The organism is Carnobacterium mobile DSM 4848 (genome assembly GCF_000744825.1).
In the GTDB taxonomy this organism is placed as follows: domain Bacteria; phylum Bacillota; class Bacilli; order Lactobacillales; family Carnobacteriaceae; genus Carnobacterium_A; species Carnobacterium_A mobile.
This window is the reverse complement of sequence record NZ_JQMR01000001.1, coordinates 272,929-287,170: the sequence shown is the minus strand read 5'-3', so window position 1 is coordinate 287,170 and position 14,242 is coordinate 272,929. Positions and strand designations below refer to the sequence as shown.

16 protein-coding genes are annotated in these 14,242 nt (G+C 36.9%); 2 read left to right on the top strand and 14 right to left on the bottom strand.

Annotation, left to right across the window (positions count from 1 at the left end; all coding sequences use genetic code 11):
* Positions 1-314: 314 nt before the first annotated feature.
* The gene (locus tag BR87_RS01300; RefSeq protein WP_035027725.1) at positions 315-1,610 is read left to right on the top strand and encodes an NCS2 family permease; all 1,296 of its coding nucleotides are present in this window, start codon (positions 315-317) and stop codon (positions 1,608-1,610) included.
* A gap of 59 nt (positions 1,611-1,669) precedes the next feature.
* Here BR87_RS01300 and BR87_RS01295 read toward each other — a convergent pair whose 3' ends face one another.
* From BR87_RS01295 to BR87_RS01265, 7 genes are all read right to left on the bottom strand, one after another.
* A complete protein-coding gene (locus tag BR87_RS01295) occupies positions 1,670-1,879 on the bottom strand; it encodes a metal-sensing transcriptional repressor (RefSeq protein WP_051929887.1) in 210 nt (69 codons plus the stop codon).
* Between the two features lie 109 nt (positions 1,880-1,988).
* Positions 1,989-2,231 carry a membrane protein insertion efficiency factor YidD gene (gene yidD / locus BR87_RS01290; protein ID WP_035027722.1) on the bottom strand — a complete coding sequence of 81 codons (243 nt, stop codon included), beginning with the start codon at positions 2,229-2,231 and terminating at the stop codon, positions 1,989-1,991.
* 123 nt (positions 2,232-2,354) lie between these two features.
* Entirely contained in the window at positions 2,355-2,864 is a 510-nt protein-coding gene (gene trmL / locus BR87_RS01285; RefSeq protein ID WP_035027719.1) for a tRNA (uridine(34)/cytosine(34)/5-carboxymethylaminomethyluridine(34)-2'-O)-methyltransferase TrmL, read from the bottom strand.
* 21 nt (positions 2,865-2,885) lie between these two features.
* Entirely contained in the window at positions 2,886-4,049 is a 1,164-nt protein-coding gene (gene queG / locus BR87_RS01280) for a tRNA epoxyqueuosine(34) reductase QueG (RefSeq protein WP_035032658.1), read from the bottom strand.
* A gap of 370 nt (positions 4,050-4,419) precedes the next feature.
* Complete coding sequence (locus BR87_RS01275; protein WP_035027716.1) at positions 4,420-5,268, bottom strand: methyltransferase domain-containing protein; 849 nt, start codon at positions 5,266-5,268, stop codon at positions 4,420-4,422.
* A 14-nt stretch (positions 5,269-5,282) separates the two neighbouring features.
* On the bottom strand, positions 5,283-6,170 hold the full coding sequence (locus BR87_RS01270; RefSeq protein WP_035027712.1) for a Rossmann-fold NAD(P)-binding domain-containing protein: 888 nt from the start codon (positions 6,168-6,170) through the stop codon (positions 5,283-5,285).
* 276 nt (positions 6,171-6,446) lie between these two features.
* The gene (locus tag BR87_RS01265; protein WP_035027709.1) at positions 6,447-7,307 is read right to left on the bottom strand and encodes an AraC family transcriptional regulator; all 861 of its coding nucleotides are present in this window, start codon (positions 7,305-7,307) and stop codon (positions 6,447-6,449) included.
* Positions 7,308-7,728: 421 nt separating this feature from the next.
* Between BR87_RS01265 and BR87_RS01260 the strand changes: the two genes are divergently transcribed.
* Complete coding sequence (locus tag BR87_RS01260; protein WP_035027705.1) at positions 7,729-8,163, top strand: DUF2188 domain-containing protein; 435 nt, start codon at positions 7,729-7,731, stop codon at positions 8,161-8,163.
* 198 nt (positions 8,164-8,361) lie between these two features.
* Here BR87_RS01260 and BR87_RS01255 read toward each other — a convergent pair whose 3' ends face one another.
* The 7 genes from BR87_RS01255 to BR87_RS01225 form a co-directional block, all read right to left on the bottom strand.
* Complete coding sequence (locus BR87_RS01255; protein ID WP_035027702.1) at positions 8,362-8,829, bottom strand: gamma-glutamylcyclotransferase family protein; 468 nt, start codon at positions 8,827-8,829, stop codon at positions 8,362-8,364.
* 1 nt (position 8,830) lies between these two features.
* On the bottom strand, positions 8,831-9,478 hold the full coding sequence (pcp, locus tag BR87_RS01250) for a pyroglutamyl-peptidase I (protein ID WP_035027698.1): 648 nt from the start codon (positions 9,476-9,478) through the stop codon (positions 8,831-8,833).
* Between the two features lie 116 nt (positions 9,479-9,594).
* Positions 9,595-10,518 (bottom strand): DUF979 domain-containing protein, encoded by a 924-nt coding sequence (locus BR87_RS01245; RefSeq protein WP_035027695.1) that lies wholly within the window; start codon positions 10,516-10,518, stop codon positions 9,595-9,597.
* 3 nt (positions 10,519-10,521) lie between these two features.
* Complete coding sequence (locus tag BR87_RS01240; RefSeq protein WP_035027692.1) at positions 10,522-11,226, bottom strand: DUF969 domain-containing protein; 705 nt, start codon at positions 11,224-11,226, stop codon at positions 10,522-10,524.
* A 114-nt stretch (positions 11,227-11,340) separates the two neighbouring features.
* Entirely contained in the window at positions 11,341-12,606 is a 1,266-nt protein-coding gene (locus BR87_RS01235) for an aspartate aminotransferase type Ic (RefSeq protein ID WP_035032655.1), read from the bottom strand.
* A 107-nt stretch (positions 12,607-12,713) separates the two neighbouring features.
* Positions 12,714-13,844 (bottom strand): sodium ion-translocating decarboxylase subunit beta, encoded by a 1,131-nt coding sequence (locus BR87_RS01230; RefSeq protein WP_035027689.1) that lies wholly within the window; start codon positions 13,842-13,844, stop codon positions 12,714-12,716.
* Positions 13,845-13,862: 18 nt separating this feature from the next.
* A complete protein-coding gene (locus BR87_RS01225) occupies positions 13,863-14,231 on the bottom strand; it encodes a biotin/lipoyl-containing protein (RefSeq protein ID WP_035027686.1) in 369 nt (122 codons plus the stop codon).
* Positions 14,232-14,242 lie beyond the last annotated feature (11 nt).

The following is a 14,242-nucleotide window of genomic DNA, read 5'->3' as shown; positions in this document are numbered from 1 at the left end:
GTTCTCTATTTTTAGTCGACTTTCAAAAAAGAAAAAATAGAATCCAGCTCGATTTTAGTAAACGTTTCTGCCGCTTTTTTTCCTCTCCTCTCTTCTATTTTTTAAGCTGGATGATAAAAATAACTTGTATTCAAGAAACGATAATTTAAATCGCTTTATTTCTTAAGGTTCGTGTTTAACGACAATAAAACGACTATTTTTTTATTTATTATGGAAATATACCGGAAATGATACAATTATTGATTGCAATCTGTTTTCAAAAGAACTATGATGATAAATGGCATAATTCTATATTCATTTAGGAGGAAAGTACGTTGAATAAATTCTTTCAATTAGAACAAAATAAAACAACTGTACAAACAGAAGTTTTAGCTGGGTTAACAACATTTTTAACAATGGCTTATATTATTGTCGTTAATCCGGTCATTTTATCCGCTGCTGGGATTCCATTCAATCAAATTTTTATGGCAACCATTGTTTCAGCCGTCGTTGGTACTACTTGGATGGCTTTAGCAGCTAATTACCCAATTGGTGTTGCACCTGGTTTGGGTTTAAATGCTTATTTTGTTACCGTAGTGGCTGGCGGGGTCGACTACAAAACAGCTTTTTCTTCTGTTTTTGTAGCAGGAGTCATCTTTTTACTACTTTCTTTTACAACTTTCCGGGAACGGCTGATTGGTGCTATTCCTGAAACTCTAAAATCAGCTATTACTGCTGGTATCGGTTTATTTATTGCCTTTGTCGGCTTACGTTTAGCCGGTGTTATTGTCGGAAATGAAGAAAGTTTAGTTGCATTGGGTAACCTTCATGACCCAGCTGTTCTGTTAACATTATTTGGGATTGTATTAAGTGTCGTACTTATGGTGTTAAATGTTAAAGGAGCTCTTTTTATCGGGATGGTCGTTCTCACATTAATCAGCTATGTTATGAAATTGATTCAATTTGATGGGTTTATAGCCTTGCCGAATTTCGGCTCAGAATTAATGATCACTAATCCCATCACACCTTTTACCGATATTGTCTCTCATGGCCTATATGGTGCCGTGATTTCATTCTTGTTGATCACTGTTTTTGATACTACCGGAACTATGATCGGTGTCACGAAAAAAGCCGGCTTGATGAAAAACGGTACTTTAAAAAATGCCAAGCAAGCTTTGTTATCCGATGCTCTTGGAACTACGGTAGGATCGATTTTCGGCACGAGTCCCACTACTGCTTTTGCTGAATCTGGTACGGGGGTAGCTGCTGGCGGGCGTACAGGTTTGACTGCTTTAACGATCGCTGTTCTTTTTGCTTTATCCAGCTTCTTCTATCCCCTGTTCAGCGTGATTTCTAGTGTATCCGCCATTACTTCTCCAGCTTTAGTTATTGTAGGAACTCTTATGATGGCCAGCACAGCTGAAATCGATTGGTCTGACCTATCTGAAGCATTTCCAGCCTTTATTGTCATCTTAACGATGCCGCTTACCGGCAGTATCGCAACTGGTCTGGCTTTAGGCTTCATTACTTACCCAATTACAAAAGCCGTCAAAGGACAAGCAAAAACGGTTCACCCTTTTGTTTATCTTTTTGCCGTGTTATTTATTATCCAACTTTTCTTCTTAACCTAATTATAAGCTAACGAAAAAACACTTTAGTAACAGCACATCAGTCTGTTATTAAAGTGTTTTTATCTGCTTTTAACTAATAAATCAATTGCTTCTTGAATGCTTTCTTGGTTGCTCAGACCTTCGTCCATACTTTCAGCAACGCACTCCACTAAATTTTCAGCTACAATGATTCCCATAGCCCGATCAATGCTTGTGCGGATAGCAGACAATTGAGTAACGACACTTTTACAATCCTGCCCTTCTTCGATCATCTTAATTACACCGCGCATTTGTCCTTCTGAACGTTTGATTCGATTGATCACTTTTAAATTAGGTTCTTTTATTTTACTATCTTGTTCCAATCAAACTACCTCCAATATGATTTACTGTCTGTTTCTATTATTTTTGTTGATTCCGTTTTAAAGTAAATTTTTTTGGCACTGGGTCAAAACCGCCTTTTACTAATGGGTGGCACCTTAAGATCCTTGCTATTCCCATTAACGTTCCTTTTAAAGCACCATGACGGTCAATCGCTTCGATTGCATAACTTGAACAGGTAGGGTAATAACGACAGGTTGGCGGAAATAAAGGCGATATGCCTTTCTGATAAGCTCTGATTGCTTTAATAAAGATTTTTTTCATATTTCTTCCCCACCTTCTTTCATCATATTATACCCAGCACCGTATAATTTGTAAAGCACATCCTTTTTTAAGAATAAAAACTCTCTAAAAGACAGATGTACTCTTTTAGAGAGGAGAATTTAATTAAGCTAATTTATCATTTTCATAGTGATGGGTCAATTCCATATTCACAAAATCTTGTTGGCGCAAAGCTTCATAAATTAAAATTGCCGCAGTATTTGAAAGGTTTAATGAACGAATATGGGTATCATCCATTGGAATTCGTAAGCAGTCTTCTTCATGCTCCCGCATAAACTCTTCCGGTAAACCAGTAGTTTCTTTGCCGAAAATAAAATAATGATCTTTTTCAACATCGGTATAGTCAACATCACTATAGGTTTGGTGTCCGAACTTGGTAATCAAATGAAGCTGCCCTTCTTTTGCGCTTTCTAGAAAATCCGGCAAACTGGCGTGATAGGTAATGTTTACTTCACTCCAATAATCTAACCCAGCTCTTTTTAACTGTTTATCATCCGTTGAAAAACCTAATGGTTCAATCAAATGCAATTGTGTATTGGTTCCCGCACATGTTCTGGCAATGTTTCCAGTATTGGCAGGGATTTGAGGTTCAAATAAAACGATATGGTTTGGCATCTTTTCTTTCCTCCTGAATGGTTACTTTCTTTTGTCTTTTTTATCTTTAATAGCGGAAATTGCTTGTTCTATTTCAAATCGAGCTTCTGGGTTCGTCTCTTTTTCAACTGCTTCTTCTAAAAATTCCAAAACTAATTCATCTTTATAAGAAACAATTTTAGCAATTGACCAAGCGGCTGTTCCACGAATAACTGGACGAGGGTCTTCTTCAATACACCGCAACAACTCTGGCAAAGCCGACTTATCACGGTAATTCCCTAAAGCTATGATTGCATTGCGCTGCAGCGGCTTTTTTCCACGCCAAGAACCTGCCATGTGGCCAAATTGTTCTTTAAAATCTCGATTGCTGATCGTGAGCATCGGTTTTAATTTCGGCATCACTTTTTCTGGTTCTGGCTCCATTTCTGGATGAAAATTGGCATTCTTCCCTTTGTTATAAGGACAGACGATTTGACAAATATCACAGCCATAAATAACATGCCCCATTTTCCGCCTAAATTCTTCAGGCATCATTCCTTTTGTTTGGGTCTGATAAGAAAGACATTGTTTAGCATTCATACGTCCATCTCCAAGCAAGGCACTTGTTGGACAAGCATCTACGCAGCGAGTACAATCACCGCAACCAAAAGGGACAGCTTTATCACTAGGAAAATCTAAATTTGTAATGATTTCACCTAAGTAAACATACGAACCGTATTCTTCTGTAATCAGCAAACCATTGCGGCCTATAAAGCCTAATCCTGCTCGCTGAGCAACTGCTACATCAACCAATTCTCCAGTATCGACCATGGGTTTATACGTAACAGTATCTCCTGCTTCTTGACGAATGTAGTCAATCAATTGATTCATTTTTTCACGTAAAATGTCATGGTAATCTGTCCCCCATGATGCACGGGCAAACTCTCCCCTTCTTTCTCCTTTTACACGAGGCGGCGGATTTTCTATTTTAGTTGGATAAGCTAAAGCTATGGAGATGATTGATCGTGGATTTTTAAAAATCAATTCAGGATAAACACGTTCTTGGATATTTTTGTGCTCAAAACCAGAATGATGGCCTTTGGCTTGTTGCGCTGTTAACTTGTTCTCCAATTCAATAAATGGTTCAGCTGTTGTGAAGCCAATTTTATTGATGCCGATTCGTTTGCTCTCCTCAATAATTTTTTCTTTGAGCTCTGCTTGCATCATCGTCAACTAGATCCACCCCTTCACATCAGAACTTCTCTACTTATTTTAGCATAATTTTTTTAAAAAGTTCATCCATTTTCCTCAATTTGGTAGACAATAGCATAGCCTATACTAACTATCAAAAAAACAACAAAAAAAACGCATCGCTTCGGTGTCCAGCACTGCGAAACGATACGTTAATGAAGCTTTTTTAAGTTTCACTAACTTTTATCAAAATCTGATGGATTCCTGATAAAAACGAATGAACAAAAATAGCTTATACGTAATATAACACTGATAGACATATCTTGCAACCAAGAAAGCCCAATTGATACAATTGGAAGCGTTCGCCCAAAAAACAAAACTTCACAAATCAGACACAATTCCTTTACTAAGTAGTTCCAATCAATAAACAAACGTCTACTGTCACACTTGTCAGCGGGTGTTCCAGCGCATATTGCTTAGCAGTCTCGCTGGCTCCCCAGCTTAGTGGTGTCATTTTCATTAAATCTTTAAAAGCCTCATCTCCTAAAGGAAATTGATACCGAACACGTTGCGTTGCTATTGATGAAAAATGTTCTTTAAACTTTTTGATCACTAACTCATTAGAATAATCTTGCCGCTCTTTTTGATCACGATAAAAAAGAGCACGTAACTCCATTAGATAATCTTTTTCCGGTACCACTTTTATCACTTGGCCGCCCGGTTTCAATAGACGCTCAAATTCTTGGTAATTGGAAGGCGAAAAAATATTCAAAATGGTATCGTATTGGTTCGTTGCAAAAGGCGACTGGGCTAAATCAGCTACACACCAAAAAGCACTGGTAAAATGGCTGGCAGCTAACTGGATCGCATCTTTAGAAATATCAAAACCGATTCTTTGCCCTTTTAACCCTAGTCCCGTTAAGTAATCTAGTTGCGAGCCTTCTCCGCAGCCTACATCCAAAAGATGTCCGGTTTCTTTATTTTGTATGTGCTGGTACACAGAGTCCAGTAAAGGGTTGAACAAGCCTGCTTGAGCTATCTGGAACCGTGCAGTCAGCATTTCTTTATCGTATTCGTTTTTTGATCCTTTCAATAAAAAATAAAGAGTACCTTTTTTTGACAGATCAAATAAATGACCCGATTCACACCGTAAGCTTTTGTTTTCTACTTGTTGGAAAGCTTGGCGGCAAACTGGACACTGAAACAAATCCATTTGTTCAGTTAAGAATTGTGCTGCTGAATCAATTTTTTTCACAATATAGCCTCTTTCTATTCTTCAGATTCAATCGTTTTTTTCAATTGGATCATCAGTGGTTTTAACCAATCTATTAAGTTGCCTGTTTGGAAACCTTCTGCCTCAATTTTAGCGACTTTTAGGTAATGATCATGAGCTACACTAAATGGTGATTGTTTCTCTTGGTCATTTGTATAGAATACATCTGCTTTTTTTGCTAGGCTTTCTTCTAACCAATCAACAAAAACAGCAATAGAGATAACCTGGTCAGCGCTCGCATTGTAGATTCCGCTTTTTTGATTTTCGATCAACCATACGATTGCTTTAGCTGCTTCGCTTCCTTTAATAAAGCTTGTTTTAGCATCTTTTTGATAAAAGTAAATCGGTTTTTCTTGCAGCACTTTGCGGATATAAAAGTGCAATCGCTCTGTATAATCATCTGTATCTAACACGATTGGAATTCTTAATGCAACTACTGGAAAGCTGGCTTGTTGAAACAAAACTGCTTCAGCTTGTCGTTTGCCTTCTCCATAGGTCACTTCTTTCTCTGGATCTATCTGGTAATTCCAGGGATCAAAATCAATTTCGCTATAGCCTGATTTTTCTCCTTCATAAACAGCTAAAGTAGAAGTTAAAAAATAACGTTGGATTTTCCCACTCAATTTTTCAAGAATCAAATTGGCATCTTCTTTTGTAAAACAGATATTATCTACTACCATATCCCACTTCTCTTGTTGAAGCGTCGACCACCCTTCATGTTTTCCATCTGACCGATTAATAATGATTCGATTAACCTGATCTCCAAAGCTATCTGAATGGATCCCACGCGTAGCAATGGTTACTTCATAATTTTTTTCAAGCAGCAATTCAACAGCTTTTTTGCCAAAAAATCGTGTTCCGCCAAAAACGAGTATCTTTTTCATGGTTTCACTCCTCCTTCCTTTGTCTTCTATTTTATTATACGAAATAAGTGAGCCCCTTAGCAAACTCAAATAATCTGCAACTGATGGATAAGACCAATTTGTAGTATTCTTTTATATCATATCTTTCATCTCAAATTCAGTACTTTTTAATTGAGTAGTTATACAATGCTAGTTATGCTTAATTTAATTACATAATAAGAGAGCAGATCAATATAACATTGCTCTACTCTCTCTATTTCTTTTAATTGTGATTGCATTGACTTAATCAATATATAATTATTTTTCTTTTACTGCGATCCAAATTTCACTATACAGATTATTTTGATTATTATCAAATTTGGTAAATGAAATTTCAGGAGCTTTAACTAATTCATAGTTTGAATCTGGTAACCATTCAGAGTAAATTTTCCCCCAGGTTTCTTGCAGTGTCGTTGGAAATGATCCTTGGTTTGGAAAAATTGCCCATGTGTTACTTTCAACAGAAGTTTGCTCCAAGTCTGAGTAATGGTTTCTTTTTGTTGTTGCATACCCAATCATATGTGTCAAATTTCCTTTTTCTTCTAATCTTTCTTCATCAAAATTATATGAAGCATTCAAAAATTGGTAAGGATATACATCTCCCAATTCACGCATTTCGTTTCTTTGACTTTCTGTAATCGATTGTGCGAGTTCTTGTATTGCGTTGTTCTCACCTTCAAATTGAATTGGCACAACTTTGGTTATACCTACTAGATTAAACTTGTCTTTTTTTTCAATTCTAAATTCCATTGAACTTCCTCCTTTTACATCAATATAAAATGTGAGTTTAGGAAACGACTTTTGAACTTTATTTTCTGATACTTCAGAAGGTAAATAACCACTCCAATCACGAAAAGCTCTTGAAAATCCATCGATTGATTGATAGCCATATTTAAATGCAATCTCAGTCACTTTTTCTCCATCGATTAATTCAACATTTGCAGAAGCCAGTTTACGCTTTTTAATGTATTGTGATAACGAAATTCCTGCAATAAATGAAAAAGTTCTTTTGAGGTGATACTCAGATATTCCTACTGTTTTAGCAACTTTTCCTATGGACATCTCTTCGGTTAAGTGTTCTTCAATATAATCCATAAGCTGATTAAGATTTTGTATCATACGTCTCCTCCTAACTCACATCTACATAATAGCAAGAGAAAAAATTAATTACTCGACTTTTCTCAAACGAGTTTAGTCGAATTTCCCAGTTTACATATTAATCATTAACGGTAATTTTTTAGGTTTAAATTCAGAATAGTTTGTTATCAATTTCGTAACACTACTCATAAATATAAGACTATTAATACTAAGTTTTATTAGCCCTTTTTCTTTACTTCAGCTGCAAATATGCTCTATTTATAATTAAACATACTATACCATTATTGAGAAGTGGAATCACGTCTTAATTCATTGAAAAACAGGGCCCGCTTCCTTGACAAACCATTAGATGCTTAAAAGCTTTATTGTTTGCCACTCTCTGTTTAGAGTGTTATAACTAAATTAAGTACAAAATATGAAAGCATTTGAAAGGATGATGAATATGCCATGGGATATGAATGATTATCCTGCTTCATTGAAAAATTTTGATCCTTTACTCCGTAAGAAAACCATCGATATTGCCAATGCCTTACTGGCAAATGGTTACAAAGATGATCGCGCCATCCCTATTGCCATCTCTCAAGCAAAAGAATGGATGGAAAATGCTAGCGATAAAGAAAAAAAGGAGTTAAAAAAAGAATCAAATCCTAAAAAGAACGATTCTCATGATACTTCTAGTGCCAATCCAAAGTTATTGGATAAGCCTGTGGAAGTCTTTTACGAAGACGATCATTGGGTAGTTAAAACCAAAGACGCTAAACGTCCCAGTGATACTTATGATAAAAAAACAGAAGCTGTTTCACGTGCCAAAGAAATTGCTGACAATAAAGGCACAAAAGTGATTATTTATAAAAAAGATGGAACTAAAGAGAAATAAGTTTACTGCAAAAAAAAAGTACTTCCTTATTTAGCGTTGTTAATACGCAATAAGAAAGTACTTTTTTATTTTAACTATATCAACTGATTGTAGTAAAATTTCTTGCTTTTTCGTTATTGTGAAACAAACTATTATAAACTTTAAAAAAATTTCTACTTCTAACGCTAAAGAACATTTTTTTATCGAAAGTATATTAATTTATTCAACAGTATTGCTCGTTACGCTTGGCCGCCAAATCCCATCTTTTACTGCTTGAGCTTGTTCGGTGAAACGGGCATCATTTTCTACACGATAAAGATAAACAAAAGCTTTCTGAGCAATAAATTCTTGAGTCCGCTCCTGCCATACCTCGACGGTCTTAATACTGCGTTCATATTCATTAGCCGGATGATCTGCTCCATAATAACCTTCTAATCCGTCTAATTGAGATAAAGTTGTTTCGTAATCCAGCAGTTCAACTACTTCGCCATATACCCAATCTGAACTAAGAGCTTCAACCTGAAGAGCAGGATATCCTTTATATGGCATATCATACAGTTTGCCTTTGATACGGGCACGCTTTGGTTCAACGGTGAGTACTTTGCCATCTAGATAACGTTTATAATTGAATTCACCAGTTTTTAAACTGCCATAAACAAAAACTGGTCGGAAAACTTCTTCTTGCATCTTAATGAATCGCTCCTCCTACTTCTTTTAAATCTTCTTTGCCATCAAAAGCGACGATTGCTTCTATCGCTGCGGTTAATCCTTTTGTCATATCAGACAAATTCATAAACGGTTGACCCGCTTTGTCGACTACTTGTTCAGGAATGAACGGCACATGAATAAATCCGCCTTTGATTTCCGGATATTTCGTAGCAATTAAATACTGTACTTGGTACATAATGTGATTGCAGACAAATGTTCCAGCTGTATTGGAAACAGCTCCAGGTAACCCAGCTGATTTAATTGCTGTTACCATTGCTTTAACAGGCAATTGAGTAAAATAAGCTGCATCTCCTTGCTCTTGAATTGCTGCATCAATTGGCTGATTGCCTTCATTATCGGGGATACGAGCATCATCCACGTTGATTGCTACACGTTCAGGAGTAAGTGCAAAACGTCCTCCTGCTTGTCCCACATTTAAAACTACATCTGGGTGAAACTCTTCAATGGCTGATTTCACAACTTCAGCTGCTTTACCAAATACTGTTGGAATTTCTAATTTTTTAATTTCTGCACCTTTGATGGTATCCTCTAAACCTTTAACCGCTTCGAGAGCTGGATTGATTTTTTCTCCGCCAAATGGGTCAAAACCTGTTACTAATACTTTCATTTATTGTCAAACTCCTTTCAATTGTTCCATTCTTTATGAAATTTACCATATTTTTTTTAATATAGCAAAACTAACCATTCTTATTTAATGTTTGTTTTTATTTAAGTGGGCTTCTTTTAAAATGCCCAGAAGTACATTAATACAATATGAACCACAATCATTACGATAGCAAAGGGTGCTTGTTCTTTGATCACACCATTCGGATTCTTCATTTCTAATAAAGCAGCTGGTAACGCATTAAAGTTAGCAGCCATCGGTGTAATCAACGTTCCACAAAAACCAGCAGTTAAAGCCAAAGCTCCTGCGATAACGGGGTCTCCTCCTTGAGCCATAACAAAAGGCAGCCCAATACCCGCTGTGATCACTGTAAACGCCGCAAAGCCATTTCCCATGATCATTGTAAAAATAACCATGCCTAACACATAGGCGATAACGCCTAATAAACGATTGCCTTCCGGTATAAAAGTAGAGATTCCACTTGCTATAACATCTCCCACACCAGCTGCCGTAAAAATAACGCCCAGCGCTGCTAATAATTGTGGCAAGATGCCTGTCGTACCGACTTGTTGGATCATCCGATCGCCTTCATCTAAAACCATTTTTGGGTTTGATCTGGTTAGAAAAACCGCAATGACTAAAGAAGCAACAGACCCAATCCCAATTCCGACTTGTCCTCCAAGCGGTGTGAATTGTGCAACCAAAACTGCCACAACTGCTAAAGCAATAACCGGAATAAAAATTGTATTTTCCAAGCGTTCACTAGCTTTTAAAGCTTCATCTTCGTTCACTGTTTTGACTTCTCCTAAACGAACTTGTTTGAATAAGGTTAATACGCCCATCACTAGAATCAATGCTCCATTAATCATTGCCGGTATAAAGTTGCCAAACGCAAATACGATACCTAATAATAGCCAAAATAATGCTGTACCTAAACGTGTTGGGTGGTTGCTATCGCTAAAAACTTTACTAGCGGTGTACATCAACAATAAACCAACCACAATAAAGAAAAATTCTAATAAATTTGTTATAAGAGTTTCCATTGATTACTTTTCCTCCTTTTGTGCCGGCAGATTGGTTTTCTTTCCATACTTCCGTTGCAATTTACGATCGAATAAAATATTTGATCCTGCAACCATAATCAGCGCAATTAAAGCAATTGGAATAGAAGCTTGAACAATCGCAACTTCTGACACATCATATCCCAAAGATTTTAGTGTACCTGCAATCAATAAAACACCAGCTGCTGCAATAAAAGTGTTTTGAGCAAAAAAGTTACCGTAATTTTCTGTTGCAGCAGAACGTGCTTTCAGCCGTTCAATGTCTTCCTCGTCGAGTTCACCATATTTTGCCTCAGCTGCTGCTTGAGTCATCGGTTCAACCAGTGGCCGAATAAATTGTGTATGTCCTTGGATTCGAATAGAAAAGACTCCAGCTAATTCACGAATGACCATATAGATAGACAGAAAGCGACCAGGAGTCAATCCTTTCATTTTCTCAATCAGTTTAACGGATTGTTGCCGCAATCCAAATCTTTCTATTAATCCAATCATCGGTAAAGTCAGTAAAAATAAGGTTACCAGTCGGTTAGAGACAAAAGCATCTCCTAATAAAGCTAAAAAATCTGTAAATGAAATTCCTGAGACCAAAGCAGTAACCAAAGCGGCAATTAAAACAACCGCAATGGTATCAAATTTTAAAAGAAAACCTACTATAATGATCAAAATTCCAATTAGTTTAATAATTTCCATAAACGTCTCCTTCTACTCTTATCATTTTTTAATCTATTTTCGATTATACGTACAATTAAAAAGAGATGCAACCTTTACTAATAAAAAAGTGGCATCTCTTCCTAATTTTTCTATTCAATTAAGTTTATAAATGTTTTTTTTTAAGCTGATTAATTCAATACACAGACCAATTGCATCCATCGCCTGACTCAAGTCAGGTAATGCGACAGATGTCGGAGCTAAGCGGATACTGTTGTCTTTCGGGTTTTTTCCATAGGGATAAGTTGCTCCGGCTGTCGTTACTTTTACCCCGATTTTATCCAAAGCTTCCACTATCTTTGTGGCACATCCTTCTAGTGTCGTCAGGTGCACAAAATAACCGCCAGCAGGTTCTGTCCATTCAACTAATGCTTTGCCATCAAATCGTTCATGCAGTTTTTCCTTGATCAAATCAAATTTTGGTTTTAATATTGCAGCATGTTTGGCCATATGAACGGCTACTTGGTCAGGATCTTGTAAAAATTTTACATGCCGCATTTGATTTAATTTATCGTATCCAATTGTTTGATAGGATAGCTCATTAGCAATCAAAGCAATATTTTCTTTTGAAGCAGCTAATGCTGAAACACCCGCTCCTGGGAACGTTATTTTAGAAGTCGAACAAAACATCCAAACTCGGTTTGCATTTCCAGCTCTTTTACAAACAGTCAGTATATTCTTTGCTGTTTTATGCACGTCTGTTAAATGATGCACCAGATAAGCATTGTCCCATAGGATGGCAAAATCCGGTGCTTTGGTGGTCATTTTCGCTAGTCGATCAACCACTTCATCAGAATACGTTATACCTGTCGGATTGCTATAGGTTGGAACACACCAGATTCCTTTCACAGCTGAATCATTTGCTGATAAACGTTCTACTTCATCCATATCAGGTCCGTTTTCATCCATTTCTATCGGAATCATTTCAATACCTAAATGTTCAGTCATTGAAAAATGACGATCATATCCAGGACTAGGACAAAGAAATTTTACTTTTTTTTCTGCTTTCCAAGGGTGCTCCCCCATAAAAAATTTAGTTGCCAGCACCAAATACATCAAGCTTAAACTAGAATTTCCGCCGATCAGCGTTTCTTCTATTTCTGCTCCCAATAGTTCAGAAAACAATTTTTTTGCTTCATAAATCCCAGTTAATTCTCCATAATTACGAATATCAATGGTTCCATTACTGATAAAATCTTCTGGTTGGTTTAATAAACCGAGCATTGATTCAGATAAAGCCAATTGCTCTTTACTAGGTACTCCTCTTGTAATCGTTAAATTCATAGGTTTTTCAAGGTACTGCTGGTATTCTTTTTCTAATAAAGCAATGCGTTCAGTTGCTGTCTCTCTTGTTAGCTCCATCTCTTCCACACCTTTACTTTTATTTAAACTCTTTAGAAAAGTATAGCGGAGTTTCAAGTAGATATCAAAAATAATTTTCACTCACCATCTCATTAAATGATACATTGCTAATTCAAAAAAGATAATAATACTCCAGCCGCTATTGCAGAACCAATCACTCCTGCGACATTGGGTCCCATAGCATGCATCAATAAGAAATTAGCTGGGTTAGCTTTAACTCCTTCTTTTTGAACGACACGTGCAGCCATTGGGACAGCAGATACTCCTGCAGCACCAATCATTGGATTGATTTTTCCGCCTGACCATTTGTTCATAACTTTCCCCATTAAAATCCCGCCTGCGGTCCCAGCTGAGAAGGCAATCAAACCTAAAACAATAATTTGCAATGTCTCAATCGTTAAGAAAGCCCCTCCACTTGCTTTTGCCCCCACAGATAAGCCTAATAAAATCGTTACAATATACATAAAGGCATTTTGCAGTGTTTCAGTGATTTTGGGGACTTGTCCGCTTTCTTTCACTAAATTTCCAAGCATCAGCATGCCTATTAAAGGCGTAGCTGAAGGGACTACTAAGCCGACAATTAATGTCGTTATGATGGGAAAAATAATTTTTTCTGTTTTAGAAACTTCCCGTAACTGTTCCATTTTTATTTCGCGTTCTTTCTTAGTCGTTAACAACCGAATAATTGGCGGTTGAATAATCGGAATCAAGGCCATATAAGAATACGCGACAATGGCAACCGTAGATAATAAATGCGGAGCCAGTTGAGTCGTTAAAAAAATAGCGGTAGGTCCATCTGCTCCTCCAATTATTCCAATCGATGCTGCTTCTTGAGGTGTCATACCAAAAATCAATGCACCGAAAAAAGCAATAAAGATGCCAATTTGTGCTGCTCCGCCTAATAATAACGTTTTAGGATTAGCAATCAACGGTCCAAAATCAGTAGCAGCACCTAGACAAAGAAAAATCAAAGGTGGAAAGATCCCCAAATCGATTCCTTGGTAAATGTAATACAATAAACCGCCATTTTCTCCGTTTAACGGAGGGGACATCAATCCTGCTAAAGGCAGGTTGACTAAGAACATACCAAAAGCAATCGGGATCAGCAAATAAGGTTCATACCCTTTTTTTATCGCTAAATAAAGGAAAAAACAAGCTAAGACCAACATAATCAACTCTTTGTACGTCAAGTTTGCAAATCCTGAAGTTCGAATCATTTCGTTCAGAGCATCCAACATACGAATTCCTCCAATGTTTTAGAACACAACCAAAGTGTCTCCTGCTTCCACAATTTGATTTTCATGGACAGAGATACTTGACACGATTCCACTTTGAGGTGCTACTATTTCATTTTCCATTTTCATAGCTTCCAAGATACACAAAACTTCACCTGCTTCTACAGCTTGTCCTTTTTTTATAGCTAACGATAAAATTGTTCCCGGCATGGGAGCAGTTACTTTCATACTGGCAGATGATTCAGCTTCCGTATCGGAACGTGAAAAAGAAGGTGCAGGTTTTTCAGAAATTTCTTGAGATGTGGTTGGAGTTAGATCCGTTTGTTCTGGAAGTTCTTTAACAGAAACGTGATAGACTTTTCCATTTACTTGAATTTCGTATTGTTTCATTCCCAACACCC